Source organism: Paraburkholderia sp. FW306-2-2C-D06C (assembly GCF_058781505.1).
Genome location: NZ_JBYSWU010000008.1, coordinates 136,901 through 162,298, shown reverse-complemented (window position 1 = coordinate 162,298; position 25,398 = coordinate 136,901). Strand labels below are relative to the sequence as shown.

Here is a 25,398-nt window from a genome sequence, read left to right as displayed (position 1 = left end):
AGCGAATGACAATGACGCTCAGCAATTTCGATGCCGCGGCAAACGCAACGGCATTTGAACGCGGCGCGTCAATTCATCGTGAATTGGAAGTGAGTCAGTTCGAATCGTGGAGAGCGCAACCCATTCCGCGACGACGCGCGCCGACTACGGAAATTGCGCTTAACGACCTGGAAAGTAAAGACGCTGAAGCGCCTTCTTTCTGGCTGCGAAAAGAAAGACTGTTTTGCGCGGGATGAGGAGTCCGCCGTTTCAGCTCACTTCACGCATCAGCCCAGCGGCGCAGCAGATTGTGATAAATGCCGGTGAGACTGACCACCGTTGCATCGTTTGAACCTTTCTCCGCGGCAAGGCGCTGCACGTCGTTGTCGAGTTGGAACAGCAGCGCGCGCTCGCCGTCGTCGCGCACCATGCTCTGAATCCAGAAGAACGACGCGATCCGCACGCCGCGCGTCACCGGACTCACGTGATGCAGACTCGAAGCGGGGTAGAGCACCATGTCGCCGGCCGGCAGTTTCGCGCGATGCACGCCGTAGGTGTCTTCGATGCAAAGCTCGCCGCCGTCGTAGGTGTCCGGCTCGGCGAGAAACAGCGTGGCCGACAGATCGCTGCGAATCCGAAAGTCGGTGCCGCGCAACTGACGGATCGCGTTGTCGACATGGGTGCCGAAGCCGTTGCCGCCTGCGTAGCGGTTAAAGAGCGGCGGAAACACCTTGAGCGGCAACGCCGCGGAAAAGAAGCGCGGATTGCGGCCCAGCGCGTCCTGGATCGCGTCGCCCACCGCGCGCGCGGCGGGCGATCCTTCGGGCAACTGCTGGTTGCGCTTGGCCTGCGCCGACTGTTCGCCGGAGGTCGCATTGCCGTCGATCCATTGCGCCGCGTCGAGGACTTCACGGCATTGCGCGACCTGCTGTTTGCTGAGCACGCCCTGCAGATGCAGCATCATGCGCGCGACTCCTGCGCCGTGGTGATGGCCGAGCTGATATCGTCAGCCAGCGCGCGAAACGCGCTGACCGGCGACGCGGCGAGCCACGCCTGCATCTTCGCGACGAAGGCCGCGGTTGCCGTATGCGGCACGCGCCGCAACCATCCGAGCGCGGCCTCGATCTCGCCGCGCTCGGCGAGCAGGCGCGCATAGTTGAATTGACCGCGAAAATCGCCGCCTTGCGCCGCACGCCGGTAATAGTCGAGTGCGATGTTTGCATTCGCATCGACTTCCCAGCCGTCCTCGTAGAAGCTGCCAATGAAATTGATCGACTTCACGTGACCCAGATCGGCGGCGCGCCGAAACCATTGCAGCGCCTCTGCGCGATCGCACTCGATGCCGTTGCCGAGCGCCAGCGCCGACGCATAGTTGTACATGCCCCAATCGAGCCCGGCCTGCGCCGCGAGCCGATACCAGTACACGGCCACCGGCGCGCATGCGGCAGTGCCCCAGCCGTGTTCGTAGCAACGGCCCAGCATGTTCATCGCCATCGGATGATCCCGCCGAGCCGCGTGCCTGAACCATGTCAGCGCCTCTGCGGCATCGCGTTCGACACCGTGACCGTCGAGCAGATACTGGCCATATACCGCCTGCGCTTCGACGATGCCGTGATGCGCAGCCGCCGTCACCCATGCGGCGGCTTGGGCGGGCGGACCGGCAAGAATCGCGGCGAGTTCGTCATGCGATACGCTCGCCAGCGCTTTCACGCTTACGTGTTCCATTTCGCCGTGCTCAGTAGTGCGCGTTGAGCGTCAGGAACGCGGAACGTCCCGGCGCGATCGACGCGTAATGCGCCGGATACGCCTGGTCGTAATACGTGCGGTTGAAGATGTTCTGCACGTTCAGTTGCAGATCGACCTTCTTGTTGATCCGGTACGTCGCCATGCCGTCGAAGCGCCAGTACGACGGCACCGCGCGCAGATTCGCCGTGTCGCCGTACACCTGCGACATGTAGAACGCGCCGGCGCCGAGCGTGAACTTCGGCAGCACGTCGTAGTGGGTCCACAGGCTGATGCTGTTCTTCGGCGTGTTCGGGAACTGGTGGCCGTTGTCCGAGGTGGTCTTGCCGTTGTCGCGCAACTCGCTCTTCATGTATGTGTAGCCGCCGAACACTTGCCACTTGCTGGTCAGCTGGCCGGCCACGCCGAATTCGAAACCCTGCACGCGCTTGTTGCCGACCATCGCGTATTCGTTGTTCGGCAGCGTGACGCGCGCGTTGGTCGTGTCGATCTGGAACAGGGCGCCCGTCAGCGACAGGTGGTTGTTCAGCACATTCCATTTGGTGCCGATTTCATAGCTGCGGTTCTTTTCCGGCGCGAGCTGATCGGCATTGGCGCCGACGCCGCCACGGCCCGGCGTCAGCGACTGGGTTTCGCTGCCTTGACCGAGGAGCGATCCGGCCGGCGTCGACGAGGTCGCGATCGACGCATAGATGCTGCCGTTCGAAGCCGGTTTGAAGACGAGGCCGAACTGGTAGTTGAACAGCGTGTCGTCGCGCGAGACGCGCTTGCCGCCGTTGGCCACCGTGTTGCGGAAGTCCGTCGAGTAATCGTCGACGCGCAGGCCGACGTTGGCTTGCCAGCGCCTGGTGAACTCGATCGTGTCGAACGCGTACAGCGATTTGGTGACGGTGCGCTGCTCGCCCGGATCGTTCGCCTGGCTAACCGAACCGGCCCACGGGTCGTTGGGATTCGGCGACCACAAGCTTGTGCAGTTGTAGCCCGATGCCGGGCCGATGCCCTTGGTCTTGCAGATCGCGCCGGTCGCGGCGGCCACGTTGTACGTATCGTTCACGCTGGTTTCGCGTGACAGCTCCAGCCCGGTGGTGAAGCTGTGCTTCAGGAAGCCGGTCTTGAACTCGCCAAACAGTTCGGTCTGGTTCGCCAGACTGTAGACGTCGCTCGCCCGCGTATTCGCGCGGCGCCACACCATGCCGTTGACCACGTTGCCCTGGCTGTCGTCCGGCTGGGTCCAGATGTAGTCCTGTGTCGATTTCGTATAGCGCGTGGTATTGCGAATCGTCAGGTTGCTGTTGATGTCGTGCTCGATGCGCACCGTGCCCACGTCCGAGGCCGTCTTGCGGAAGTCGCGGTCGATCAGGCCGTAGAAGTTGTGACGGTCCACGTTGGCCGGATAGATCGTGCTGACGTTGGCCGGCTTGTTGGTGGTCGTGTAGAAATACGGAATGCCGCTGTCGGGCAAGTCGTCGGTCGACAGGTGGTAGTAGCTGGCCGTCACGCGAGTCGGCGTGCCGAGGCCGTACGTGAACGACGGCGCGATGCCCCAGCGCTCGTTGTTGAGCGCGTCGCGGCCGGCCACGTCGTTGTTGTGGCTCATCACGTTCAGGCGGAAGGCCGCGTGATCGGCCATTTGCCAGTTGCCGTCGGCGGTGAAGCGGCGGTAACGGTCGGTGCCGAGGCCTGCGCTGCCGGCGGCGGAGTTGCCCAGATGCGGCGTCTTGCTGATCAGGTTGACGCTGCCGCCCGCGCCGCCGCGGCCGCCGTATGCACCGTCGGAACCCTTGGTCACCTCGACGCTTTCGATGTTGAACACCTCGCGGGTGGTCGCGCCGATGTCGCGCAGGCCGTCGACAAAGGTGCTGCCCTGCGCGTCGTAGCCGCGGATGAACGGCCGGTCGCCGAGCGGATTGCCGCCTTCGCCGGCGCCGAAGGTAATGCCCGGCACGGTGCGCAGCGCTTCGGTCAGCGTCGAGGCGCCGGTGCTCTGGATCAACTCCTGCGGAATCACGGTCACCGATTTCGGCGTATCGACCAGCGGCGCGGTGAATTTGACCGACGCCGAATGGTCGGTCTTGAAGCCGTCATCGGCCTGGCCTTGCACGGCGATCGGCGCCAGCTGGCCCTCCTTGTCGGGTGGCGGCGTGCCGGCGGTGCCCTGGGCGAGGGCGGGGCCGGCAGCCAACATGCTGCACAGCGTCGTGCTGATTTTGCCGAACCTGGGTTCGTCGGATCGCAACTTCATCTTTATCCCTCGTCGTGAATTTGATGACCGGGCGGACAGTGCAATCCTTACCCGGATATTTCATGTGTATTACAAAGTGTTTGCGGCGTGCATTCTATGCAATCCAAGTGTAATTGAGAAGCGTTCTCAATAAGCGGGTTTAAGGCGGAACGGGAGTTTTACGAGGCTTTGGGGTGAAATTTCCGATAAATCGCCGAACTTATCAGGATAAAGAGCGACTTTGACGACTGAGTCGGATTGCGGCGAGTGGCTTTCGATCCCGGCTAGCGGGACCCTTTACGACGTTTTGGGCGTGAGTTTTCCGCTAAAAGCCTGAACCGCGGGCTGCCGGCTTCTCGTCGTCTCGTCGGCTTCTCGTCGGCTTCTCGTCGGCTTCTCGCCGATTCCTTACAGTTCGGCCAACTCCGCCAGCGTGTCGCGCAACCACACGAGCGCCGGATCCGCCTGATTGCGCGGGTGCCAACCCGCATACAGCGTGAAGCCGCGCGCTTCGAACGGCAGCGCAAAAGCGTCGAGCCGGTCGAGATAACGCGCGGCGAAGCGCGACGGCAGCGTCGACACGTAGTCGGTTTTCGACAGCAACTCGGGCACCAGCGTGAAATGCTGAACCGATAGCGCGACGCGCCGTTCGCGGCCGAGCGCGTCGAGATGCTCGTCCATGAAACCGTGGAAGCTGCCGCCGCTGGTCGACACCAGCACGTGATCGAGCGCGCAGTAAGTGTCGAGATCGAGCGGCGCGGTGCCGCGCGGGTGCCCCTTGCGCTGCACGAACAGGAAGTGCTCGTCGAACAGCTTGCGGGCTTTCATCGACGGCGGAATCATCCGCTCGGAACCGAGCAGCAGGTCGACCTCGCCGCTTTCGAGCCGTGCCGCGGCCACCGGCTGTTCGCCGATCACAAACGCAATCCGCACGCCGGGCCCGGCCAACGCCGGCAAGCGCTCCATCAGGCGCATGCCGAGCACGGCGGTGGCGTTGTCGTGCGCGGAAATCACAAAGCGCCGCGTATCGGTGCGCGGATCGAAGGCGGGTTGATGGCGCACCACCGCTTCGAGATTCTTCAGCGCCGCGTGCAGCGGCTCCATCAACTCGAGCGCCCGTGCGCTGCGTGTCATGCCGCGGCCGGTTTCAGCCGGAAGCAGCAGCGGATCGCCGAAAATCTGCCGCAAACGCGCGAGCTGCGTGGAGACGGCCGGTTGCGTCAGATGCAGCCGCTCGGCCGCGCGCGTGACATTCGACTCGGCGAGCAACGCGTCGAGCGACACCAGCAGATTCAGGTCGATACCGCGTAGATCAATCATGTTGATGGGTCGCATATGGGTAATTGATTTCCAGAATACGTACCCCGCATCTACAGTTCAAGCACCGAAACGAACTGAGGGTCGACAACATGAAAGCCTGGATGCTCGATGAACCCGGCATGCCGCTGGCGCTGCGCGACGTGACGCAGCCGCAGCCGCGCCGCAATGCGGTGCTGGTGCGGATGGAGGCGGTGCCGCTGCTGAGTTATACGCGTGACTATGTCGAAGGGAAGTTGCCGTATGCGTATCCGCCGGGACCGTTTTCGCCCGGCACCAACGGCGTGGGCCGGATCGTCGCGCTCGGCGACGGCGTGGTGGCATTTCGCGTGGGTCAGCGGGTCGCCGTGAATCCTTACTGGGTCGCCGACGAAACGGTGCGGGAGCCGGCTCAGGCGCTGCTTGGCCTGACCGCCATCAGCGCCGACAGCGGCGCCGTGCTGGCGGAATTTCCGCACGGCACCTTACGCGAAATGGCCGAATTCCCCGCCTCGACGCTGATCGCGCTCGACGGTCTGGACGATATCGAAGCCGCCCGTCTTGCCGTGCTCGCCAAATTCGCTGTGCCGTTCGGCGGCTTGCGGCGCGGCCGTCTCGCGGCGGGCGAAACGGTGGTGGTCAACGGCGCCGGCGGTTACTTCGGCTCGGCGGCGGTGCTTGCGGCGCTGGCGCTCGGCGCGAGCAAAGTCGTCGCGCTCGGCCGGCGTCTGGAACCGCTGCAAGCGCTGGCCGAACTGGGGCGCGGGCGCGTGGTGCCGGTGGTGTTGACGGGCGACGCCGCGCAAGACGTGAAGGCAATCCGCGACGCGAGCAGTGGCGGCGCGGACCTCGCGTTCGACATGGTCGGCCAGGCCGCCGACGCGAACGCGACCCTCGCCGCATTGCGCTGCCTGCGCCGTGGCGGGCGGCTGGTGCTGATGGGCAGCATGCGGGTGGACTTGCCGATTCCGTACAGCGAGATGCTGCTGAACAACTGGGAGTTGATCGGCCACTTCATGTACAGCCGCGCCGACTATCTCGCGCTGGTTTCGCTGGCGGCGTCGGGGCAGATCGCGCTCGATGCGGTCGAGTTGAAGTCGTATCCGTTTGCCGAACTGGAAGCGGCCATCGACGCAGCCGGCCGCATGTCGGGTCTGCAATGCACGGTGGTGGAGGGCAAGGCGCCGCACGCCTGGGGTTGATCGCGCGGCGGGTTGATCGCGGCGGCATGAAAAAACGGCCTTGCTGATTCACAGCAAGGCCGTTTTGCAGCAGCGAATACCAATCAATCAGTCGATCAATCGATGCCGTGAAACACTGCGTCGTCCGGACCGAGATAGGCGGGCGGGCGCCACGCGGCGTCGCGCATCGAATGCTGGACCAGTTTTTCCACGCCCAGCAGTACCGCGAAAATCGCCATCCGCACCGGAATGCCGTTGTCGGTTTGCCGGAAAATCGCCAGCCGCGAATCGTGATTCAGATCGACGCTCAGATCGTTCGCGCCCGGGCGGCTGTCGCGCGGCAGCGGGTGCATGATCAAGGTGTCGCTGCCGCACACGCTATCCACCAGCGCCTGATTGATCTGGAAGTCGGGCGTGTAGCCTTCGAACGATTCGTCGGCGAAGCGCTCCTTCTGGATGCGCGTGGCGTACACGACGTCCGCGCCGCGCAGCCCGGCGGCGAGATCGTGGGTCTGCTCGATCACGTGACCGTTGCGCGAGATCTGCTCGATGATGTAGCCCGGCATTTCGAGCATCGGCGGCGAGATCAGCGTGAACTTGATGCCGCGATAGAGCGCCAGCAGCTTGACCAGCGAATGCACGGTGCGCCCGTACTTCAGGTCGCCGACCAGCGCGATATGCGCACCGTCGACGATCTTGCCCAGGCGCGAGAATTCCCGCTGGATCGTGTACAGGTCGAGCAGCGCCTGGCTCGGATGCTCGCCGGGACCGTCGCCGCCGTTGATCACCGGCACGTTGGTCGCACGCGCGAATTCGGCCGCCGAGCCTTGCTCCGGATGGCGGATCACCAGTGCATCCACGTAGCCGCTCATCACGCGGCTGGTGTCGTAGATCGACTCGCCCTTGGCCATCGACGAAAACGTGAAGCCGGTGGTGTCGCACACCGAGCCGCCCAGCCGGCAGAACGCCGCGCCGAAGCTGACGCGGGTCCGTGTACTGGCTTCGAAAAACAGATTGCCGAGCACCGCGCCTTCTAGCACGCGGGAGATTTTCCGGCGCCGCGCGATCGGCTGCATGACGTCGGCGACGCGAAACAGCGCCTCGACCGACTCGCGCGAGAACTGGTCGACCGACAGCAGTTGCGGCTTGCCCTCGAACAGCATCTGGCTCGCTAGCGACTGCGCGTCTACGCTTTGCGTATACTTCTCGCCCGGCTCGCCGTGCACGACGATTTCCGACACGAAACGCTCGACGATCTCCGGCATCGCCCGCGATTCCTGTGAGTCGTCCGGCAGCAACCACGTGTCGAGCGCCCGGCGCGAAACGCCGATACGGCTCGCAAAGGTGTCGCGGGTCATGTTCAGGCGACGCATCGCATCGCGTAGGAAGGCTTGTTGCGGGACGCTCATGCGCTCACCTGTCGAGAGTGGATTTCGTACTGGGTTATGTACGCGGTGCGTATATTAGTTTGCCCGGCGTAGAAGTCAAGTAATTTTGCGATGGGCTTTGTCAAGCGGCGCCCAAGCCGGTTACACTGCGCTTCATGCATCCCGGCCAAACGCTCCGACTCCGCTCGTCACGCACCGCACGTTTCGTTCTTGCGAACGTCGTCGCGATCGCATGCGCGGGTTGCGCGAGTGTTAGCGCCAAAGCCAAAAAACAGCCGCTCATCTGACCGGAGCACGCTGTTGCCGTCAGATGTGCGACGGCAACAGCCGGTCAACGCCCGCCTTCGGCATGACCTGTCTTACCTTCCTCGCACGCTCTACGGAATCGATACGGTCGCGTTCGAGGTAAAGACATGTCTATTTTTTCGGGTATCTGGATTCCGCTCATCACGCCGTTCGCCGACGGCGAAGTCGATCACGCAGCGCTGCGAGGTTTGGTGCGCCGTTATGCCGAGGCCGGCGTTGCCGGTCTGGTCGCGCTCGGCACGACCGGCGAACCGGCCGCGCTCGACGCTGCGGAACAGGACGCCGTGCTGGCGACGATTCTCGACGAAGCGCGGGCCGTGGCCGACAGCACCGCGACTGCGCAAGCGCTGCCGGTGCTGGCCGGCGTATCCGGCAATCACACGGCGAGCATGCGCGAGCGCATCGTGCAACTGAATTCGTTGCCGATCGCCGGCGTGCTGATGGCCGCGCCGTACTACATCCGGCCTTCGCAAGCGGGCATCGTCGGCCATTTCACGACGCTCGCCGACGCCAGCGAAAAGCCGGTCGTGCTGTATGACATTCCCTATCGAACCGGCGTGCGGCTCGAACTCGATACGCTGCTCACGCTCGCCGCGCATCCGCGGATTCAGGCGGTGAAGGATTGCGCCGGTTCGCTCGACACCACGCTCGCGCTGATTCGCGACGGCCGCTTGCAGGTGCTCACCGGCGAGGACGTCAATATCTTCAACACCTTGTGCCTTGGTGGAAGCGGGGCCATCGCGGCGTCCGCGCATCTGCGGCCCGAACGGTTTGTCGCGTTGTATCGCGCGCTCGCAGCGGGCCGGCTCGAAGAAGGGCGGCGCATTTTTCACGCGCTCGCGCCGCTGATTCAGGCGCTGTTTGCCGAACCGAATCCGGGGCCGGTGAAGGCGCTGCTGGCTGCACATGGCCTGATTCGCAACGAACTGCGCATGCCGATGACGCGCGCCGGCGATGCGCTGGTCGAGCGGCTCAAGGCGCTGGACGGGCTTGCGCGAGTTCAAGTTCGAGCCCTTCGTCAAGCCAGCCCGTGATGCCGCCGATCATCAGCTTGACCGGGCGCCCCAATTGCGCGAGGCGCAGCGCGCCGCGCGCGGCGCCGTTACAGTGCGGACCGGCGCAGTAGGTGACGAACAGCGTGTCCCGCGGGTATTGCGCGAGCTTCGACGCGACGATCTTGCCGTGCGGCAGATTGAGCGCGCCCGGCACGTGGCCCTGTGCGAACAGCGCCGGGCCGCGCACGTCGAGGAGCACGAAACCGGGCGAGCCGCTGGCGAGCGCCGCGGCGACATCCGAGCAATCGGTTTCGAATTGCAGCGACGCCTGGAAGTGGGCGAACGCGGCGGCGCTGCCGGCGGCGGGGATGGCGGTGACGGGGTTGCTGGTCGGCATGGTTCGGGCTCCGGTGAATGTCATGAACCTTCATTGTCGCGATGAGACGCGCATCGGATAAGTGGCGCAATCGTCAATCTCCGGTAACATCGCGCCATGCACAATCATCTCGTCGTCGCGCTGGTTTATGACCGGCTGTGCACTTTCGAATTCGGCTGCGTGACCGAGCTGTTCGCGCTCGAACGTCCGGAGCTCGGCGTGGATTGGTATCGCTTCGCGGTGTGCGCGAGCGAGCCCGGCCCGATTCGCGCGGCAGGCGGTATTACTGTTGCCGCGCCGTACACGCTGAAGTTGCTGGATCGTGCGGACACGATCGTGATCCCCGGTTGGCGCGACGCGGACGAATTGCCGCCCGAAGCGTTGCTGAAAAGAATTCGCGCCGCCTATGCGCGTGGCGCGCGGCTCTGCTCGATCTGCTCCGGCGTGTTCGTGCTGGCGGCGGCAGGCGTGCTCGACGGCAAGACGGTCACGACGCACTGGCGCTATGCGGACAAATTGCAGCAGCGTTACCCGCAGCTTCGCGTGCAGCCGGATGCGCTGTATGTCGACGAAGGGCAGATCATTACTTCGGCGGGGTCGGCGGCGGGACTCGACATGCTGCTGCATCTGGTGCGGCGCGATCATGGCAGTGCGGTGGCGAACCGCGTCGCGCAACGGCTCGTGGTGCCGCCGCATCGCGAGGGCGGCCAGGCGCAGTTCGTGCCGCGTCCGATGCCGCAGGACGAAAGCGGGCGTCTGGCGAAGCTGATGGATTGGGTGCGCCGGCATCCTGCTGCGCCGCACACGTTGCGCTCGCTCGCCGAGCGGGCGGCGATGAGTCCGCGCACGCTGCAACGGCAGTTTCACGACGCCACCGGCATGGCGCCATACGAATGGCTGGTGCGCGAACGTGTGGCGATCGCCCGTGAGCTGCTCGAAGCGCAAACGCCGGTGCCGATGGCGCGTGTCGCGGAACGGGCGGGCTTCGGCTCGGAAGAATCGCTGCGCCGGCATTTCCGGCGTATCGCGTTGACGAGCCCGGGCGCGTACCGTAAGAAGTTTGGCGCAGTTTGATGCGTGTCGCACGACGCGCTGCATGGCCCGATCCAAACGTTTTTGCGCCGTGTCCCGCCGATGCCGATACAGTGCAAAGCACCGCGCGCGGGTATGGCGGTTGATCGGACCATTCGCCGAGCCGCTCATCGTGTGCTTCGATCACCTCGAGAGGTTCGCGCATCCGCAAAATCTCCACGCGCTCGTGGATTCGTTTCGAGCGCCTTGAGCGTTCACACCAGGGGCTCGTACAGATTGAACCGTTACTGAGCTCGCATTGAAGGGGAATTCGCATGCACGATATCGCGCAGACCATCGCCAGTTTCAACGCAGGTCGCGAGCCCGAACGGCTCGCGATGAAATACAAGCTCATGCGCAGTTCGCCGTTCGTGTTTCTGCGCGGCACCTGTCATCTGTTCTATCAGCGTTTGCCGCGCGACAACATGCTCGACGACGCGCCGCCGGTCTGGATCTGCGGCGACATGCATCTGGAAAATTTCGGCAGCTACAAGGGCGACAACCGCCTCATCTACTTCGATAACAACGATTTCGACGAGGCCTGCCTCGCGCCGAATCTGTACGAACTGCTGCGCCTTCTGACGAGCGTGCTGGTCGGCGCGGCCGATCTCAAGCTCAGCCGCGCGCAGGCGCTCGCACTCTGCCACACCGCACTCGACGCATACAGCGCGGCATTGGTGTTCGGCAAATCGCGCTGGATCGAAGCTGAAACCGCGGCCGGCATGGTCCGCGAATTGTTCGATGCGCTGGCAAGCCGCTCGCGCGCCGCGCATCTGGACCGGCGCACCACGCTCAAAGGCAAGACCCGCACGCTGAAAGTGGACGGCAAGAAAGCGCTGCCGGTCAGCGACAAGGCGCGCGCCGCGGTGACGGCGTTCATGAACACCTTCGCCGCGGGAGAACCGAATCCGGATTTTTACCGCGTCATCGACGTGGCGCGGCGGATCGCCGGCACCGGCAGTCTGGGCGTCGACCGGTACGTGATGCTCGTCGAAGGCAAAGGCTCACCGGACGGCAACTATCTGATCGATCTGAAGGAGGCGCTGCCTTCGTCGGTGCTGCCGTATGTGCGCACGCATCAGCCGAAGTGGCGGACCGAGGCGCAACGCGTGGTCGAGGTTCAGCTTCGCAATCAGGCGGTCTCGCAGGCGTTCTTGCACGCTGTGGAATTCAATCAGCGCTCGTATGTGCTGCGCAGTTTGCAGCCTTCGGAAGACCGGGTGGCGTTGAGCGGCTGGGACGGCAAGCTGCCGCGGCTCGAAGAGGTGATCAACAGCATGGCGGAGCTGAGCGCGTGGGCGCATCTGCGCAGCGGCGGACGGCAAGGGTCTGCGATCGCCGACGAGCTGATCGCGTTCGGCGGCCGCAAGGACTGGCAGTTGCGGTTGATCGAAATCGCGGTGCAATGCGAGGCGCAGGTGAGCGCCGACTGGAAAGCGTATTGCGAAGCCTACGATGGCGGGGCGTTCAATTTGCCGGCCAAGCCGTGAGATTCGTGAGGCTTGGCGCTCGGCCGGGCGCCAGTCGCACGGTGTTCCATGCTTTCTCTCGATGCACGGCGCATGGTGCGCCGCGCATGCCAGCGACTCATCCAGACAAACCCTGATTGCTGCGATGAATTCGCCGCTGATATCGTTCGCAGGTCTTGTGGAAGCGCTTCCACCCAGGCTTCTGCCATACCCGGTTCAACGACCTCAGCGCAGGAGAATCCGTGGCAAACGACACATCTGCTGTTTCTGACGCGGTATCCCATCACTCGCTCTCCGATCCCTTTACGCCACCTGCCGACTCTTCGCTGTGGCGCAGGAACTTCCTGTTCGGTGCAGCCACGGCTTCTTACCAGATCGAAGGCGCGGTCAATGAAGATGGCCGCCTGCCGTCGATCTGGGATACCTTCTCGGCGATTCCCGGCAAGGTGCTGGCGGGCGACACCGGCGCCGTCGCGTGCGATCACTATCATCGTTGGGAGGCGGATGTCGAGATGCTGGCGGGGCTCGGCCTCGAAGGCTATCGGCTGTCGATTGCCTGGCCGCGCGTGATGGACGCGGCCGGCGCGCCGAATCGTAAAGGGCTCGACTTTTACAAGCGGCTGTTGAACCGCCTGAAAGAGAAGGGCATCACGACCTTCGTGACGCTGTATCACTGGGATTTGCCGCAGCGCCTGGAAGATCGCGGCGGCTGGCTCAACCGCGAGACCGCCTGCCGTTTCGCCGATTACGCCGAGCTGATGAGCCGCGAACTGGCCGGCACGGTCGACGCATGGGCCACGCTCAATGAGCCGTGGTGCTCGGCCTATCTCGGCTACGGCAACGGGCATCACGCGCCCGGTCTCGCCAACCATCGCTTCGCGACCCAGGCGATGCATCATCTGTTGCTCGCGCACGGTCTCGCGATGCCGGTGTTGCGTGCCAACGATCCGGCTTCGCAAAAGGGTATCGTCGCGAATATCGGCTGCGGCACGCCGGATTCGGACAGCGCAGCGGATCGGCGCGCGGCGCATCTGTTCGAAGTCCAGCACAACGCGTGGATTCTCGATCCGTTGCTCAAGGGCACTTATCCGCAGGACCTGTTCGAACTGTGGCCGGGCACCGAGCCGCTTGTGCTGGACGGCGACATGCGGATCATTGCGTCGCCGCTGGATTTCCTCGGCATCAACTATTACTTCCGAACCCAGGTCGCGGGCGACGGCGCGCAGGGTTTCAGGGACGTGCCGCTCGAAGGCGTCGAGCGCACGCAGATGGGCTGGGAGGTTTATCCCGACGGTCTGCGCGATCTGTTGACCGGTTTCAAGGACACGTACGAGAACTTGCCGCCGATTTACATTACCGAAAACGGCATGGCGTCGGACGATAAGGTGATCGACGGGCGCGTGGACGATACGCAGCGGATCTCGTTCCTGAAGCGGCATCTGGCCGCCGTCGACGCTGCGATCAAGGCGGGCGTCGATATTCGCGGCTATTTCCTGTGGTCGCTGATGGACAACTTCGAATGGGCGTTCGGCTATGAGCGGCGTTTCGGCGTGGTGCACGTCGACTACAGCACGCAAAAGCGCACGGTCAAACGCAGCGCGGAGCTGGTGGCGAAGTTTTTGAGGGAGCGTAGAGAAGGAATTTAAATACGGAAAGAATTTAATGCGGCAAGGGTTCAATGCGGTGTGGTGTGAGCTGGTTTGTTTGTATGTCGACCTGAAACACGGGCGCCAAGCCTGGCGCAACTATCTTGCATGGGACCGGAGTAAGCGCTATGGGACCGGAGTAAGCGCTATGGGACCGGAGTAAGCGCTATGGGACCAGAGTAAGCGCTAAAGCGCCAACTCTGGTCGACACACTAACTCTGGTCGACACACTAACTCCGATCGACAGGAGACGGAATGAACAGCAGAAAAACGGCCGTGGCGAGTGTCGTTGCAGCACTGGCGTTGTATGGCGTCGTTGTGCATGCGGAGCCCTTGAAGGCCAACGTGATTCATTGGTGGACCTCCGGCGGCGAATCGGCCGCGATCCGCCAGTTCGCCGATGCGTATAACAAGGCCGGCGGCCAGTGGGTCGATAACGCGGTGGCCGGCGCCGATCAGGCGCGTTCCACGGCGATCAACCGTATCGTGGGCGGCGATCCGCCCACGGCCGCGCAGTTCAATACGTCGAAGCAGTTTCACGACCTGATCGATCAGGGCCTGCTGAACAACGTCGACGATGTTGCCGCGAAAGAAAACTGGAGCGGCGTATTTCCGCAATCGATCATCGACAGCATCAAGGTGAAGGGGCATTACTATGCCGCGCCGGTCGATATTCACATGCCGGCATGGTTCTTCTACTCGAAGCCGGTGTTCCAGAAAGCCGGCATTGCCGCCGAACCGAAGAACTTCGACGAATTCATCGCCGACCTCGTCAAACTGAAAGCTGCAGGCGTGATACCGCTCGCGTTCGGCGGCCAGCCGTGGCAGGAAAAAATCACTTTCGATGCGGTGTTCGCCGACGTCGGCGGCCCCGATCTTTATCTGAAGATATATCGCGATCGCGATATGAATGCGGTCAAGTCGGATGCGTTCAGGAAGGTGCTCGCGTCGTTCAAACGCTTGCATGATTTCGTCGATCCGGGTTCGCCTGGCCGCAACTGGAACGACGCCACCGCGCTGGTGATTTCCGGCAAGGCGGGCATGCAGATCATGGGCGACTGGGCCAAGGGCGAATTTTCGGCAGCCAGTCAGAGCGCCGGCAAGGACTTCGGCTGCTTCCCGGGTTTCGGTCCGCACTCGCCGTATCTGGTCGCGGGCGACGTGTTCGTGTTTCCGAAGACCGACAACGCCGCCGCGATCAAGGCGCAAAACCTGCTCGCCACGGTGATGACTTCGCCGTCTGCGCAGGTCGCGTTCAGCGCGAAGAAAGGCTCGATTCCGATTCGCCCCGATGTGGATGCCGCCAGTCTCGACATCTGCGCGAAGGAGGGCATGGCGATCATGAAGGACAAGTCGCGTCAGTTGCCGAATCCGGAAATGCTTTTGTCGCCTGACACGCAGGGCGCGTTGATCGACGTCATCACGAACTTCTGGAACAAGAACCAGTCGGTCGACGATATGCAGAAGGCGTTTGCCAGCGCGCTGAAGAGCTGAGCGCCGCCATGCACGCGCTCGAGCTGCAAGCCGCCCGAACCAGGCCGCGGCAAAAACCGCTTCAAAGGCGATTACCGCTGGCGGCATGGCTGGCGTTGCTGCCGATGGTTCTGACCGTCGTGTTCGCGTATCTCGGCACGATGGTCTGGACCGCGCGCGTGTCGCTCAGCAATTCACGCACATTTCCGTCCGGCGACTTCGCGGGCTTCACGCAATACGCGCGGCTTTTTCATAACGACCGCTGGCTGCTGTCGCTGCAAAACATCGTGATCTACGGCGCGTGCTTTATCGTCGCGTGCATGGCGATCGGTTTGCTGCTGGCGATTTTCATCGATCAGCGCGTGGTGGCCGAAGGCGCGTTGCGCACGGTGTTTCTCTATCCGTATGCCATGTCGTTCGTCGCGACCGGCCTCGTCTGGCAGTGGATTCTCAATCCGGAGCTCGGCGCGCAGGCCGTGTTGCACAAGCTCGGCTTCGTGCATGCGCGCTTCGACTGGATCGTCGACCAGGACTGGGTGATTTACACCATCGTCATCGCGACGGTCTGGCAGGCGTCGGGTCTCGTGATGGCGTTGCTGCTGGCGGGCTTGCGCGGCATCGACGACGAGCTGTGGAAAGCCGCGCGCATCGACGGCATTCCGCGTTGGCGCGTGTATGCCAGCATTGTCGTGCCGATGCTGGGACCTTCGATGTCCACCGCCTTCGTGCTGCTGTTCGTGATGGTCGTCAAACTCTACGACGCCGTCGTGGCAATGACGCAAGGCGGACCCGGCACCGCGAGCGAGGTGCCGGCGAAATTCATCATGGACTATCTGTTCGGCCGCGCCAACATCGGCCTCGCGTCCGCCGCGTCGATCCTTTTGCTGGTGACGGTATTGGCGATTCTCACGCCGTTCTTCTATGTCCGCAGCCGCGCCGCGCTGCGCAAGGACGTTTGATGAATACGCTCAGTTCTCCGTTGAAGCGCGGCACGCCGGGCCGCATGCGCCGCCGCACGAAATTTACGCCGGCGCGTCTCGGCGTCTACGCGTTTCTGCTGACGGCCGCGCTGTTCTTCCTGCTGCCGTTGTATGTGATGCTGGTCACGTCGGTGAAGCCGATGAGCGAGATCCGGCTCGGCAATCTGCTCGCGTTCCCCGCGCATTTCACGCTCGATGCATGGAGCGCCGCGTGGCAGTCCGCATGCACGGGGCTCGATTGCAACGGCATTCAGGTGGGTTTCTGGAATTCAGTGCGGATTGTCGCGCCGAGCACGGTGCTGTCGATCCTGATCGGCGCGGTGAACGGCTATGCGCTGTCGTTCTGGCGGCCGCGCGGCGCCGGCGTGCTATTTGGCGTGCTGCTGATGGGCGCCTTCATCCCGGTGCAGGTGATGGTCTATCCGCTGGTGCGCGTGCTCGCGAGCGTGCACCTGTTCAGTTCGCTGCCGGGCATCGTGGTGATTCACACGATCTTCGGCATGCCGGTGATGACGCTGCTGTTTCGCAACTACTATGCGTCGATTCCGCAGGAGCTGTTCAAGGCGGCGCGCATCGACGGCGGCGGTTTCTGGCGCATTTTCGTGCAACTGATGCTGCCGATGTCGACGCCGGTCATCGTCGTCGCGATCATCATGCAGGTGGCGGGGATCTGGAACGACTTCATTCTCGGCCTCGTGTTCGCCGGCACGAAAAATCTGCCGATGACGGTGCAATTGAACAACATCATCAACACCACGACCGGCGAGCGGCTCTATAACGTCAACATGGCGGCGACCATTCTGACTTCGCTGGTGCCGCTTGCGATCTACTTCATTTCGGGCCGCTGGTTTGTGCGCGGCATTGCGTCCGGCGCCGTCAAGGGATAGGGCATGACCAATCTGGCAAACGTGGCGAACATGGCCGATGCGGCTGATACTGCCGACACGGCGAATGCGGCGAATGCGGCGAATGCGGCAAATGCGGCGAATGCGGCGAATGCAAACAACGCCGCCAACGTTTCAGTGCGCAATCTGAAGATCCAGCTGGGCGCGAACACGGTGATCGAGGATCTCGATCTCGATGTGCGGGCCGGCGAGTTCGTCGTGCTGCTCGGGCCGTCCGGTTGCGGCAAATCCACCTTGCTGCACAGCATTGCGGGTTTGATCAACGTGACCGGCGGCAGCATCGAAATCGCCGGTGCGGACATGACGTGGGCCGATCCCAAAGACCGCCGCATCGCGCTGGTGTTTCAGTCGTATGCGTTGTATCCGACCATGAACGTCGAACGCAATCTGTCGTTCGCGTTGCGCGTCAACGGTACGCCCAAGGCGGAAATCGAGCGGCGCGTGGCGCGGGCGTCCGACATGCTGCAACTGGGGCCGCTGCTCAGGCGCAAACCGGCGCAACTGTCGGGCGGACAGCGGCAACGCGTGGCGATCGGCCGCGCGATCGTGCGCGAAGCCGACGTGTTTCTGTTCGATGAACCGTTATCGAATCTCGACGCCAAGTTACGTACTGAACTGCGCCGCGAACTCAAGCAACTGCACCAGCGGCTGGGCGCGACGATGATCTACGTCACCCACGATCAGGTCGAAGCGATGACGCTCGCCACACGCATGGCGGTGATGCGCGGCGGCGTGATCCAGCAGTTCGGCACGCCCGCCGAAGTCTACGCGCGGCCCGACAATCTGTTCGTCGCGACTTTTCTGGGCTCACCCGCGATGAATGTGCTCAAGGGCACGCTGGAGCGGCACGACGGCTCGCTATACTTTTGTACAGCGCATTTGCGGCTCGACGTGTCGCAGTATCCGTTCAAAAGCGTGCCCGCGGATCGGCTGCGCTGCGTGCTCGGCGTGCGGGCGGAGGACGTGCGCGTAGGCGACATACGCGTGGGCGACATGCGCGTGGGCGACATGCGCGTGGGCGAAGTGGGAGCGGGCTCAGGCGAGCGCGCCAGGATTTCGCTGGTTGAGCCGATGGGCAACCACCGTGTCATTTGGCTCGACTATCATGGAGAGCAAATCGCGTCGATTGATCAGACGAAGGCGCCGATCGCGGTAGGCGACGTATCGGCATTCTCGGTCGACTGCGCACATATTTCGTTGTTCGACGAGGCGGGCGGGGCGCGTCTATAGCGACGGCGTGCCGCGCCGGTAAAGCAACATGGTTTGACGGAGAACCGCGTGGCAACACTCAAAGATGTCGCGGCGCTGGCCGGCGTCGGCATGTCGACCGCATCGCGCGCCATTTCCGGCAAAGGACCCATTTCGGCCGATGCCGCCGCGCGCGTGCAGGCCGCCATCGAAGCGCTGAATTTTCGGCCGTCGTCGATCGGCCGGGCGATGGCGACGCAATCGCTCGGCATGATCGGTATTTTCGTGCCGACTTTCTTCGGCTCGTATTACGGCACGATTCTCAAGCAGACCGACGCCGAACTGCGCGCGGTGCGCCGCCACGTGGTGGTCGCAACCGGCTGCGGGGAAGTGTCGCCGCGCGAGCAGGCCATCGAGGCGGTGCGTTTTCTGATTGGCCGCGATTGCGACGGCGTGGTGGTGATCAGCCACGACCTGCACGACGACGACCTGAACATGCTGCATCGGATGCACCCGAAGATGGTGTTTCTGAATCGCGCGTTCGACCAGTTGCCGGAGGCGTCGTTTTGCGCCGATCACCGGCGCGGCGGCGAGCTGGCGGCGCGTACGCTGCTCGACCACGGGCATCGGCGAATTGCGGTGATTTCCGGGCCGTTCAGCGCCTCGGACAATCAAACCCGGCTCGAAGGTTTCTTTGCCGAACTGGCGCGTGACGGCATCGCGCGCGACGACGTCACGCTGATCGAGTCGGATTTCTCGCCGGAAGGCGGCTATGCGGCCGCGCAAAAACTGCTCGATACGAAGCGGCGCTTCACGGGTCTTTTCTGCGCGAACGATACGATGGCGGTGAGCGCGCTGGCGCGCTTCCACCAGGCGGGCATTGCCGTACCGGACGAGATCTCGGTGATCGGCTACGACGACGATTACTCGGCCGCCTATGCGGCGCCGGGGCTCACGTCGGTGCATATCCCGACCGCGGAGCTGACGCAGAACGCGGTGCGCTGGCTGGTCAATCAGTGCTACCGGACCTCGTGGGAAATTTTCCGCGAATTTCCGGTGAGCGTGACGATGCGGGAGTCGGTGGGGCCGGCGCCGGTTGCGGCGAGGTCGTCGAGCGAGACGGCAGGGTGCGGGAGCGCGGCGTAGCTTCCAGGCGGCGGCGCCCAAGTGCTGCTTTTTTGCCGCCTGGTTGCCCCGCAAGTGCCCCGCAAGTGCCCCTCAAGTGCCGCTGCGCAGCGACTGTTCGTAGCGTAGGCGCGCTTCTTCGTCGAGCCGCGTATCTTCGAGTTCCTGTAGCACGGCCTCCAGGTCGATCGGCGTGGTGTCCAGTTCGACGCGGCCGGTCAGCTCGGCATCGACGTGCAACGCGCCCGCTTCGAACAGCGCCCAGATTTCCTTGCCATAGCTCGCCTCGAGCAAGGCCGGTGCAAAACGGCCGAAATACGCGGCGAGATTGTTCACGTCGCGCTCCAGCATTGCAGGCGCTTCGAGATTGCCCGCGGCATCCACGGCTTGCGGCAGGTCGATGATCACCGGCCCATCGGCGGCGAGCAGGATGTTGTATTCGGACAGGTCGCCGTGAATCACGCCGGCGCACAGCATGCGCACCACCTGGTTGAGCAGCAGCGCGTGCAATTCGAGCGCGCGCGCTTCAGTCAGCTCCACGTCGTTCAGACGCGGCGCGACATTGCCGTCGGCGTCGGTGACCAATTCCATCAGCAGCACGCCGTCGGTGCAAATGAACGGTTGCGGCACGCGCACGCCTGCGTTGGCGAGCTGGAACAGCGCATCGACTTCGGCGTTCTGCCACGCCTGCTCCTGCACTTCGCGGCCATAGCGGCTGCCTTTTTCCATCGCGCGCTGCTGGCGGCTGTTCTTGACCTTGCGGCCTTCGCGATACGACGCCGCCTGGCGGAAACTGCGCTGGCTGGCGTCCTTGTAGACCTTCGCGCAGCGTGTGGCGTCGCCGCTGCGCACCACGTAGACGGTGGCTTCCTTGCCGCTCATCAACTGGGAAATGACTTCATCGATCAGGCCTTCTTCGACCAGCGGGAGCAGACGTTTCGGCGTTTTCATGCAGCCGCCGGGAAGCGGTGGGCGGCGACGCGGCCATGCGTGACCGTTGGCGAGGGGAGGCAGTGCGGGGTTTGGATCATGCCGGATTATAAGGGGTGGCGGAAATAGTCCCCGCCGCCGGATGCGCGAAGCCCGCGTCGCCGTACGTGCGCAACACTTCGGCGATGATCACCTGATAGCCATCGAGCCAGTTCGCCTGCGCGGCTTTCGCTTCCAGATGGGCCGGATGCTGCATTAACGCCTGCAACGCGTCGAGCGATTCCCAGTAGTACACGTTCGACGTCAGGCCGGTCGCCGCGTTTTCCCACGTTTCTTCGCCGAGATAGCCAGGAATGGCCTTCGCAGCAGTGGCGATTGCGCCGTCGAGGCGATAGAAGCGTTCGTCGAATTGCTTCGTTGCGAAGATGAAAGTGGAGGTGTACATGGCGGATTGTTTTGTACGATTACAAAGGTTTGCGCATCATAGCGCACTGCGGCGCATACGGTTTCCACCGCTATTTCCAGCGTTTTTCTCCGAATTTTCACGAGCGAAAATCCCCGCGCCAATGACGTGCACGTAATCCACTGCAACACTGTTTTGCGGTTTTCCCTCGTTCTTTTCAGACGGCTATCACTTAAACTGCCAGTAACATTTTGTTACGGGGGGTGCGAGATGTTGGCCGTATTCATCATTGCCTGTCCTATTTGCATCGCTGCGCTGTTCGGTTTTGCGCGGCGCGTGGATCCGTTGACAGGACAGTTCAAGCGTTAAATCCGAGCTTCAGGCGATTCCGTCGATTCCGCCGACTCACGAGCGGAGTGCGGGTCCGCCCGGTTTTCGCCGGCTTATTTAGCCGATTCATCTCCTGAGTCTTGCTTTTGTGTGCCGACTCGCGGCACGATGCGCGATAAACCTGAATGGGGGCTGCATCGCGCATGCGAGATTCTCTGGCAAACATGGCCGCGCGCCTTGGCGTACTGAAAGGCGTCTTTCCTCTGGACCGAGCTGCGGCGGCGCGCGATGCGCTGGCCGGCGTGGAACTCGCGTCGATGGATATTCCGCAAGTGCTCGGCTATGCGCGCATTGCCGGCATGCCTGCGGTGACCGGCCTTTACACCGTCTTTTTGCCACTGATCGCGTTTGCGTTTTTCGGCGCATCGCGGCATCTCGTGGTCGCCGCCGACTCGGCGACGGCGACGATTTTCGCGAGCCGGCTGTCGACCATGGCACCGGCTGCGAGTGCGGAGTATGCGGCGCTCGCCGCGATGGTCGCCTTGTTCACCGCCGCGTTGCTGCTCATCGCGCGGGTTTTCAAACTCGGTTTTCTCGCCGACTTCCTGTCGCGCACCGTACTGGTCGGTTTTCTGGCCGGGGTCGGCGTGCAGGTCGGCATTGCGATGCTGGGCGATATGCTCGGTTTGCCCGGGCATGCCGCGCGCAGCATCGATCAGCTTGCTCTGGTGGCGCATGACGTGGCGCGGACCAATCTGGCGACGCTCGGCATTTCCGTGCTGGTGGTCGTGTCCACTCTGGTGTGCAAGCGGATCTTGCCACGCGTGCCGGTGCCGTTGATCGCCGTGGTGACGGGTATCGCCGCCAGCGACCTTTATGGTTTCGCGGCGCACGGTATCGCTGTGCTCGGCCCGGTGGAGGGCGGACTGCCGCGGCTGCGCATGCCGTCGATAACATGGCAGCAGGCGCTCGATCTGCTGCCGGTCGCCGCTTCGTGCTTCGTGATGATCGTCGCGCAAAGCGCCGCGGCGAGCCGCGTGTTCGCCGAGCGGTATCACGAACCTGTCGATACCAACGCCGATCTGCTGGGCCTCGCCGCCGCCAATGCGGCGGCCGCGTTCACCGGCGCGTTCGTCGTCAACGGCAGTCCTACGCAAACGGCAATGGCCGACCGCGTCGGCACGCGCAGCCAGTTCGCGCAACTCGTGTTCGCGGTGGTGGTGGTCGCGGTACTGCTGTTCTTCAGCCGGTTCTTACAGTATTTGCCGCACTGCATTCTGGCCAGCATCGTCTTCACGATCGCCCTTGGCCTGATCAATCTGAAGACGCTGTTTTCGATTCGCCGCGAGAGTCCGGGCGAATTCACGCTGGCCGTGTTCACTGCCGCGGCGGTGGTGCTGATCGGCGTCGAGCATGGCATTCTTGTGGCGGTTGCGTTTTCGCTGTTGAGGCATGTGCGGCACAGCTACCGGCCGCACACCATGGTCCTCGTACCCGGCGACGACGGCATCTGGGTGCCGGTGCCGGCCGTGCCGGGCGAGCAGACTGCGCCGGGACTGCTCATCTATCGCTTCGGCGCCGATCTGTTCTATGCGAACGACCACTTTTTCGTCGAAGATGCGCGCCATCTGATCGCACAGGCGCCGAGCCCGGTGCGCTGGTTCGTGATCGACGCGAGCGCGATCACGGACCTCGACTATTCGGCGGCGCGCTCGGTGGGCGAGCTATGCCAGACGCTGAAGCAGAGCGGCATTGAAGTGATCTTTGCCCGCGTGAACCGTTATTTGCGTTCGGATATGGACCGGCATGGCATCACGCCGATCGTCGGCGTGAGCTGCATTTTCGGCACGCTGCACGAAGCGCTGCGTATGGCCGGGGTGCATCAGCCGGGCGATCAGCTGAAAGACGCGCTATAGCGGCATGGACGGTATTGCAGGGCGGTAGGCGTGGCAGCCTCTAGATTCTCGAGGTCAGCAGCTTGATGCCGGCAATGCCGAACATGACCGCAAGCGAACCGTCGAGCCAGCGGCGGATTGCGGCATAGACGCGCCGTGCGGACGCGGTTGAAAACAGCACGGCATAGCTGCTGAACACGCACACGCCGATGCACATGCAGCCGAGCACCACCGGCGCGGTATGCGACGTGCCGGCCGCAGGCGTTACCGCCAGCGACACGATCGACAGCCACACCAGGATCGCTTTCGGATTGGTGAGATGCAGCAGCAAACCGCGCAGATAGAGCCGTTTGAGCGGCTCGCCTTGCCGTGCGGCGCCCGCGGGCAGTGGTTCGGCGCGCAAGGCGGAGCGCGCGGATTTAAAGCCGAGCCACAGCAGATAGAGTCCGCCGGCGATCTTGATCGCCACCAGACATTCCGAGTAAGCCGCGAGTACCGCCGACAAACCCAGCGACGCCAGCAACGCCCAGAAGAACGAACCGGACACCACGCCGAGCGCGAAGGTGAGCGCGGCTTTTCTGCCGACGCTCATCGCCAGCGACATGATGGCGAGGTTGCTCGGCCCCGGGCTCGCGGTGCCGACGAAGTAGGCGCTATAGGCGATCAGGACGTCTGCGGTCAGAAAGGTGCTGGCGGTCATGGGCGATACCTTGGAGGAGACCGCGCGAGGCGGCGCGGCCGGAAGCGCGAAACGACACGCGAACAGGGATTCTGCCGGGCGGCGCGCGATTGTCACAGATACAGTTGAGGTCCTGCCCGGCAGGACAATCGGGTTCGCCGAACGTGATCTATTGATCGATTCTGGTGCTGGTCAGGGCAAATATATATCGTTATTCAACACTTTTACTCGTGGTTAAACTTGCCGTTGCGCGCCCCGATGCGCGTCTCCACTTTCTTATCCGTGAGTTCTTCCACCATGAGCGTTGCCGAAACCGTTTTGCCGCCGTTCCATCTGGCGTTTCCTGTTCACAGCCTCGCCGCCGCGCGCGAGTTTTACGGCGACCTGCTGGGCTGTCCGGAAGGGCGCAGCTCGGCGGACTGGGTGGATTTCAATTTCTACGGCCACCAGATCGTCGCGCATCTCGCGCCGGAAGAGGCCGGGCATCGGCAGACCAGCGAAGTCGACGGCCACGCGGTGCCGGTGCGCCACTTCGGCGCGGTGCTGTCGATGGAGCAATGGCAAACCGCGGCGGACAAGCTGCAGCAGGCAGGCATCGACTTCATCATCGAGCCGTACGTGCGCTTCAAGGGCGAAGTCGGCGAACAGGCGACGATGTTCTTTCTCGATCCGTCGGGCAACGCGCTGGAGTTCAAGGCGTTTGCCGATATGTCGTCGTTGTTCGCGAAGTAAGTCTGGCGGCACCAGCTGGTTCAAATCAAAAGGCCAGTCAACTGAAGGGTTGACCGGCCTCAGAACAGGAACGGGCTTGTGCATTGCTGCCGGAGTCGCGGTATCGTTCGACCGTCGCGCCCGCCTCAATCTGAGAATTGCTGATGGTGTTCGTGCTCACGACTGCACGCACCTCATTTCCCCCTCCGTTGCGCACAGTCACTTTCATGGCGTGTACTCAAAAAATGATCGCAGCGCAGGCGCGATGAAGCCGACAGGCGCGGCGGGGTGCCGATGCCTCGAATATCAGCGCCCCTCACACTTTTCAGATATCTCCGATTTACGTCAGTAACAGACAAAACCAATCTCCCTTCAGAAGTTTGTTCAACCCTGAAGGAGACTGGCGCATGAAAAATAGCGCAATCAACGAAACAACCTATCTGTTCGCGACAATCGGTTCGCTGACCACTCGAGGCGGACGGGTTACGACCGCAACCGGTGGCTACGCTATCGCCGGTCTGAATGTCGCACGGGTCGGTGATGTCGTGACATACCCGGACGGCAGTGAGGCGGTGATTATGGACGGGGCGGGTTTCGCGCTGGTGATCGGCAACCGGCCCGCTGCAGTGGTCGGCAGCAGCCTGAGCAATGGCGACCGGATCATCGAGACGCTGGTGAAGGACCACGGCATCGTCGTGCGTGCAGGCGAAACAATCGACGGGCTTTTCGATGCCAGCTACGTGCCGCCGCCATACACCGGGACGACATATCGTTTTGCCGTCAAAGGAGCGACAACCCGGCTCGGCGGTGTGCTGCGGGAAGCAACGAGCGACCACCCTATCCGCGAGATTCACCGTAATGCGGCCTGTGTCGGCGATTTCATCGAATATGCAGACGGCACGCGGGCACAAATCGTCACGGCCATCGGCCTGCCCGACAGGTCAGGTTTCCGGCCACTTGCTGTCGTTGGCAGCCTGCTCGATAACGGCGATGCGATTACCGACAGCCCCGATCGCGAAAACCATGCTGTGAGCCTCGTTCCAGTCCCGCCCGATGTTCCGGTTCACGGATCTGACGACGCTTTAGCACGACCTGCGGGAGCCTGACC

23 protein-coding genes are annotated in these 25,398 nt (G+C 63.2%); 14 read left to right on the top strand and 9 right to left on the bottom strand.

Annotation, left to right across the window (positions count from 1 at the left end; genetic code table 11):
* Positions 1-5: 5 nt before the first annotated feature.
* A complete protein-coding gene (locus AC3WLT_RS08765) occupies positions 6-236 on the top strand; it encodes a hypothetical protein (protein ID WP_492591490.1) in 231 nt (76 codons plus the stop codon).
* 23 nt (positions 237-259) lie between these two features.
* On the opposite strand, the gene AC3WLT_RS08760 is transcribed toward AC3WLT_RS08765, so the two are convergent.
* From AC3WLT_RS08760 to AC3WLT_RS08745, 4 genes are all read right to left on the bottom strand, one after another.
* Complete coding sequence (locus tag AC3WLT_RS08760; RefSeq protein ID WP_492591489.1) at positions 260-943, bottom strand: Fe2+-dependent dioxygenase; 684 nt, start codon at positions 941-943, stop codon at positions 260-262.
* Complete coding sequence (locus tag AC3WLT_RS08755) at positions 940-1,704, bottom strand: tetratricopeptide repeat protein (protein ID WP_492591488.1); 765 nt, start codon at positions 1,702-1,704, stop codon at positions 940-942. The genes AC3WLT_RS08760 and AC3WLT_RS08755 overlap by 4 nt, the downstream gene beginning before the upstream one ends.
* A 10-nt stretch (positions 1,705-1,714) precedes the next feature.
* Entirely contained in the window at positions 1,715-3,964 is a 2,250-nt protein-coding gene (locus tag AC3WLT_RS08750; RefSeq protein ID WP_492591487.1) for a TonB-dependent receptor, read from the bottom strand.
* A gap of 387 nt (positions 3,965-4,351) precedes the next feature.
* Complete coding sequence (locus tag AC3WLT_RS08745) at positions 4,352-5,263, bottom strand: LysR family transcriptional regulator (RefSeq protein ID WP_492591486.1); 912 nt, start codon at positions 5,261-5,263, stop codon at positions 4,352-4,354.
* 89 nt (positions 5,264-5,352) lie between these two features.
* On the opposite strand from AC3WLT_RS08745, the gene AC3WLT_RS08740 reads away from it, so the two are divergent.
* Entirely contained in the window at positions 5,353-6,441 is a 1,089-nt protein-coding gene (locus AC3WLT_RS08740; RefSeq protein WP_492591485.1) for a zinc-binding dehydrogenase, read from the top strand.
* Positions 6,442-6,536: 95 nt separating this feature from the next.
* Here AC3WLT_RS08740 and AC3WLT_RS08735 read toward each other — a convergent pair whose 3' ends face one another.
* Entirely contained in the window at positions 6,537-7,829 is a 1,293-nt protein-coding gene (locus tag AC3WLT_RS08735) for an aspartate carbamoyltransferase (RefSeq protein ID WP_492591484.1), read from the bottom strand.
* 392 nt (positions 7,830-8,221) lie between these two features.
* On the opposite strand from AC3WLT_RS08735, the gene dapA reads away from it, so the two are divergent.
* Positions 8,222-9,148 (top strand): 4-hydroxy-tetrahydrodipicolinate synthase, encoded by a 927-nt coding sequence (dapA, locus tag AC3WLT_RS08730; protein ID WP_492591483.1) that lies wholly within the window; start codon positions 8,222-8,224, stop codon positions 9,146-9,148.
* Here dapA and AC3WLT_RS08725 read toward each other — a convergent pair.
* A complete protein-coding gene (locus tag AC3WLT_RS08725; protein WP_492591482.1) occupies positions 9,087-9,506 on the bottom strand; it encodes a rhodanese-like domain-containing protein in 420 nt (139 codons plus the stop codon). The genes dapA and AC3WLT_RS08725 overlap by 62 nt on opposite strands.
* A gap of 96 nt (positions 9,507-9,602) precedes the next feature.
* Here AC3WLT_RS08725 and ftrA point away from each other — a divergent pair, with 96 nt between their 5' ends.
* The 8 genes from ftrA (at position 9,603) to AC3WLT_RS08685 (ending at position 19,363) form a co-directional block, all read left to right on the top strand.
* The gene (gene ftrA, locus AC3WLT_RS08720) at positions 9,603-10,559 is read left to right on the top strand and encodes a transcriptional regulator FtrA (RefSeq protein ID WP_492591481.1); all 957 of its coding nucleotides are present in this window, start codon (positions 9,603-9,605) and stop codon (positions 10,557-10,559) included.
* A gap of 272 nt (positions 10,560-10,831) precedes the next feature.
* Complete coding sequence (locus AC3WLT_RS08715; protein WP_492591480.1) at positions 10,832-12,046, top strand: DUF2252 domain-containing protein; 1,215 nt, start codon at positions 10,832-10,834, stop codon at positions 12,044-12,046.
* Positions 12,047-12,267: 221 nt separating this feature from the next.
* Positions 12,268-13,671 carry a GH1 family beta-glucosidase gene (locus tag AC3WLT_RS08710; protein WP_492591479.1) on the top strand — a complete coding sequence of 468 codons (1,404 nt, stop codon included), beginning with the start codon at positions 12,268-12,270 and terminating at the stop codon, positions 13,669-13,671.
* 255 nt (positions 13,672-13,926) lie between these two features.
* The gene (locus AC3WLT_RS08705) at positions 13,927-15,165 is read left to right on the top strand and encodes an ABC transporter substrate-binding protein (RefSeq protein ID WP_492591478.1); all 1,239 of its coding nucleotides are present in this window, start codon (positions 13,927-13,929) and stop codon (positions 15,163-15,165) included.
* A gap of 8 nt (positions 15,166-15,173) precedes the next feature.
* Positions 15,174-16,103 (top strand): carbohydrate ABC transporter permease, encoded by a 930-nt coding sequence (locus tag AC3WLT_RS08700; protein WP_492591477.1) that lies wholly within the window; start codon positions 15,174-15,176, stop codon positions 16,101-16,103.
* Complete coding sequence (locus AC3WLT_RS08695) at positions 16,103-17,011, top strand: carbohydrate ABC transporter permease (RefSeq protein ID WP_492591476.1); 909 nt, start codon at positions 16,103-16,105, stop codon at positions 17,009-17,011. Before AC3WLT_RS08700 ends, AC3WLT_RS08695 begins: the two co-directional genes overlap by 1 nt.
* A gap of 30 nt (positions 17,012-17,041) precedes the next feature.
* A complete protein-coding gene (locus AC3WLT_RS08690; protein ID WP_492591520.1) occupies positions 17,042-18,259 on the top strand; it encodes an ABC transporter ATP-binding protein in 1,218 nt (405 codons plus the stop codon).
* Positions 18,260-18,307: 48 nt separating this feature from the next.
* Positions 18,308-19,363, top strand: coding sequence for a LacI family DNA-binding transcriptional regulator (locus tag AC3WLT_RS08685; RefSeq protein ID WP_492591475.1), 1,056 nt, complete (start codon positions 18,308-18,310; stop codon positions 19,361-19,363).
* A gap of 72 nt (positions 19,364-19,435) precedes the next feature.
* Here the strand turns inward: AC3WLT_RS08685 and AC3WLT_RS08680 are convergent, their stop codons facing one another.
* Both AC3WLT_RS08680 and AC3WLT_RS08675 read right to left on the bottom strand, forming a co-directional pair.
* Complete coding sequence (locus tag AC3WLT_RS08680) at positions 19,436-20,293, bottom strand: PA4780 family RIO1-like protein kinase (protein WP_492591474.1); 858 nt, start codon at positions 20,291-20,293, stop codon at positions 19,436-19,438.
* Between the two features lie 76 nt (positions 20,294-20,369).
* Complete coding sequence (locus tag AC3WLT_RS08675; RefSeq protein WP_492591473.1) at positions 20,370-20,717, bottom strand: antibiotic biosynthesis monooxygenase family protein; 348 nt, start codon at positions 20,715-20,717, stop codon at positions 20,370-20,372.
* Between the two features lie 491 nt (positions 20,718-21,208).
* Here AC3WLT_RS08675 and AC3WLT_RS08670 point away from each other — a divergent pair, with 491 nt between their 5' ends.
* Positions 21,209-22,921, top strand: coding sequence for a SulP family inorganic anion transporter (locus tag AC3WLT_RS08670; RefSeq protein ID WP_492591472.1), 1,713 nt, complete (start codon positions 21,209-21,211; stop codon positions 22,919-22,921).
* A gap of 40 nt (positions 22,922-22,961) precedes the next feature.
* On the opposite strand, the gene AC3WLT_RS08665 is transcribed toward AC3WLT_RS08670, so the two are convergent.
* Positions 22,962-23,600, bottom strand: a complete 639-nt coding sequence (locus tag AC3WLT_RS08665; RefSeq protein WP_492591471.1) for a LysE family translocator — start codon at positions 23,598-23,600, stop codon at positions 22,962-22,964.
* A gap of 276 nt (positions 23,601-23,876) precedes the next feature.
* Here AC3WLT_RS08665 and AC3WLT_RS08660 point away from each other — a divergent pair, with 276 nt between their 5' ends.
* Together AC3WLT_RS08660 and AC3WLT_RS08655 are read left to right on the top strand one after the other, a co-directional pair.
* Positions 23,877-24,311, top strand: a complete 435-nt coding sequence (locus AC3WLT_RS08660) for a VOC family protein (RefSeq protein ID WP_492591470.1) — start codon at positions 23,877-23,879, stop codon at positions 24,309-24,311.
* A 386-nt stretch (positions 24,312-24,697) separates the two neighbouring features.
* The gene (locus tag AC3WLT_RS08655; protein WP_492591469.1) at positions 24,698-25,396 is read left to right on the top strand and encodes a PAAR domain-containing protein; all 699 of its coding nucleotides are present in this window, start codon (positions 24,698-24,700) and stop codon (positions 25,394-25,396) included.
* Positions 25,397-25,398: the final 2 nt, after the last annotated feature.

Bases quoted from the DNA above. Each gene is read 5' to 3' on its own strand.
- AC3WLT_RS08765 (WP_492591490.1), top strand. From the start codon at position 6: ATGACAATGACGCTCAGCAATTTCGATGCCGCGGCAAACGCAACGGCA.
- AC3WLT_RS08760 (WP_492591489.1), bottom strand. From the start codon at position 943: ATGATGCTGCATCTGCAGGGCGTGCTCAGCAAACAGCAGGTCGCGCAA.
- AC3WLT_RS08755 (WP_492591488.1), bottom strand. From the start codon at position 1,704: ATGGAACACGTAAGCGTGAAAGCGCTGGCGAGCGTATCGCATGACGAA.
- AC3WLT_RS08750 (WP_492591487.1), bottom strand. From the start codon at position 3,964: ATGAAGTTGCGATCCGACGAACCCAGGTTCGGCAAAATCAGCACGACG.
- AC3WLT_RS08745 (WP_492591486.1), bottom strand. From the start codon at position 5,263: ATGATTGATCTACGCGGTATCGACCTGAATCTGCTGGTGTCGCTCGAC.
- AC3WLT_RS08740 (WP_492591485.1), top strand. From the start codon at position 5,353: ATGAAAGCCTGGATGCTCGATGAACCCGGCATGCCGCTGGCGCTGCGC.
- AC3WLT_RS08735 (WP_492591484.1), bottom strand. From the start codon at position 7,829: ATGAGCGTCCCGCAACAAGCCTTCCTACGCGATGCGATGCGTCGCCTG.
- dapA (WP_492591483.1), top strand. From the start codon at position 8,222: ATGTCTATTTTTTCGGGTATCTGGATTCCGCTCATCACGCCGTTCGCC.
- AC3WLT_RS08725 (WP_492591482.1), bottom strand. From the start codon at position 9,506: ATGCCGACCAGCAACCCCGTCACCGCCATCCCCGCCGCCGGCAGCGCC.
- ftrA (WP_492591481.1), top strand. From the start codon at position 9,603: ATGCACAATCATCTCGTCGTCGCGCTGGTTTATGACCGGCTGTGCACT.
- AC3WLT_RS08715 (WP_492591480.1), top strand. From the start codon at position 10,832: ATGCACGATATCGCGCAGACCATCGCCAGTTTCAACGCAGGTCGCGAG.
- AC3WLT_RS08705 (WP_492591478.1), top strand. From the start codon at position 13,927: ATGAACAGCAGAAAAACGGCCGTGGCGAGTGTCGTTGCAGCACTGGCG.
- AC3WLT_RS08700 (WP_492591477.1), top strand. From the start codon at position 15,174: ATGCACGCGCTCGAGCTGCAAGCCGCCCGAACCAGGCCGCGGCAAAAA.
- AC3WLT_RS08695 (WP_492591476.1), top strand. From the start codon at position 16,103: ATGAATACGCTCAGTTCTCCGTTGAAGCGCGGCACGCCGGGCCGCATG.
- AC3WLT_RS08690 (WP_492591520.1), top strand. From the start codon at position 17,042: ATGGCCGATGCGGCTGATACTGCCGACACGGCGAATGCGGCGAATGCG.
- AC3WLT_RS08680 (WP_492591474.1), bottom strand. From the start codon at position 20,293: ATGAAAACGCCGAAACGTCTGCTCCCGCTGGTCGAAGAAGGCCTGATC.
- AC3WLT_RS08675 (WP_492591473.1), bottom strand. From the start codon at position 20,717: ATGTACACCTCCACTTTCATCTTCGCAACGAAGCAATTCGACGAACGC.
- AC3WLT_RS08670 (WP_492591472.1), top strand. From the start codon at position 21,209: ATGCGAGATTCTCTGGCAAACATGGCCGCGCGCCTTGGCGTACTGAAA.
- AC3WLT_RS08665 (WP_492591471.1), bottom strand. From the start codon at position 23,600: ATGACCGCCAGCACCTTTCTGACCGCAGACGTCCTGATCGCCTATAGC.
- AC3WLT_RS08660 (WP_492591470.1), top strand. From the start codon at position 23,877: ATGAGCGTTGCCGAAACCGTTTTGCCGCCGTTCCATCTGGCGTTTCCT.
- AC3WLT_RS08655 (WP_492591469.1), top strand. From the start codon at position 24,698: ATGAAAAATAGCGCAATCAACGAAACAACCTATCTGTTCGCGACAATC.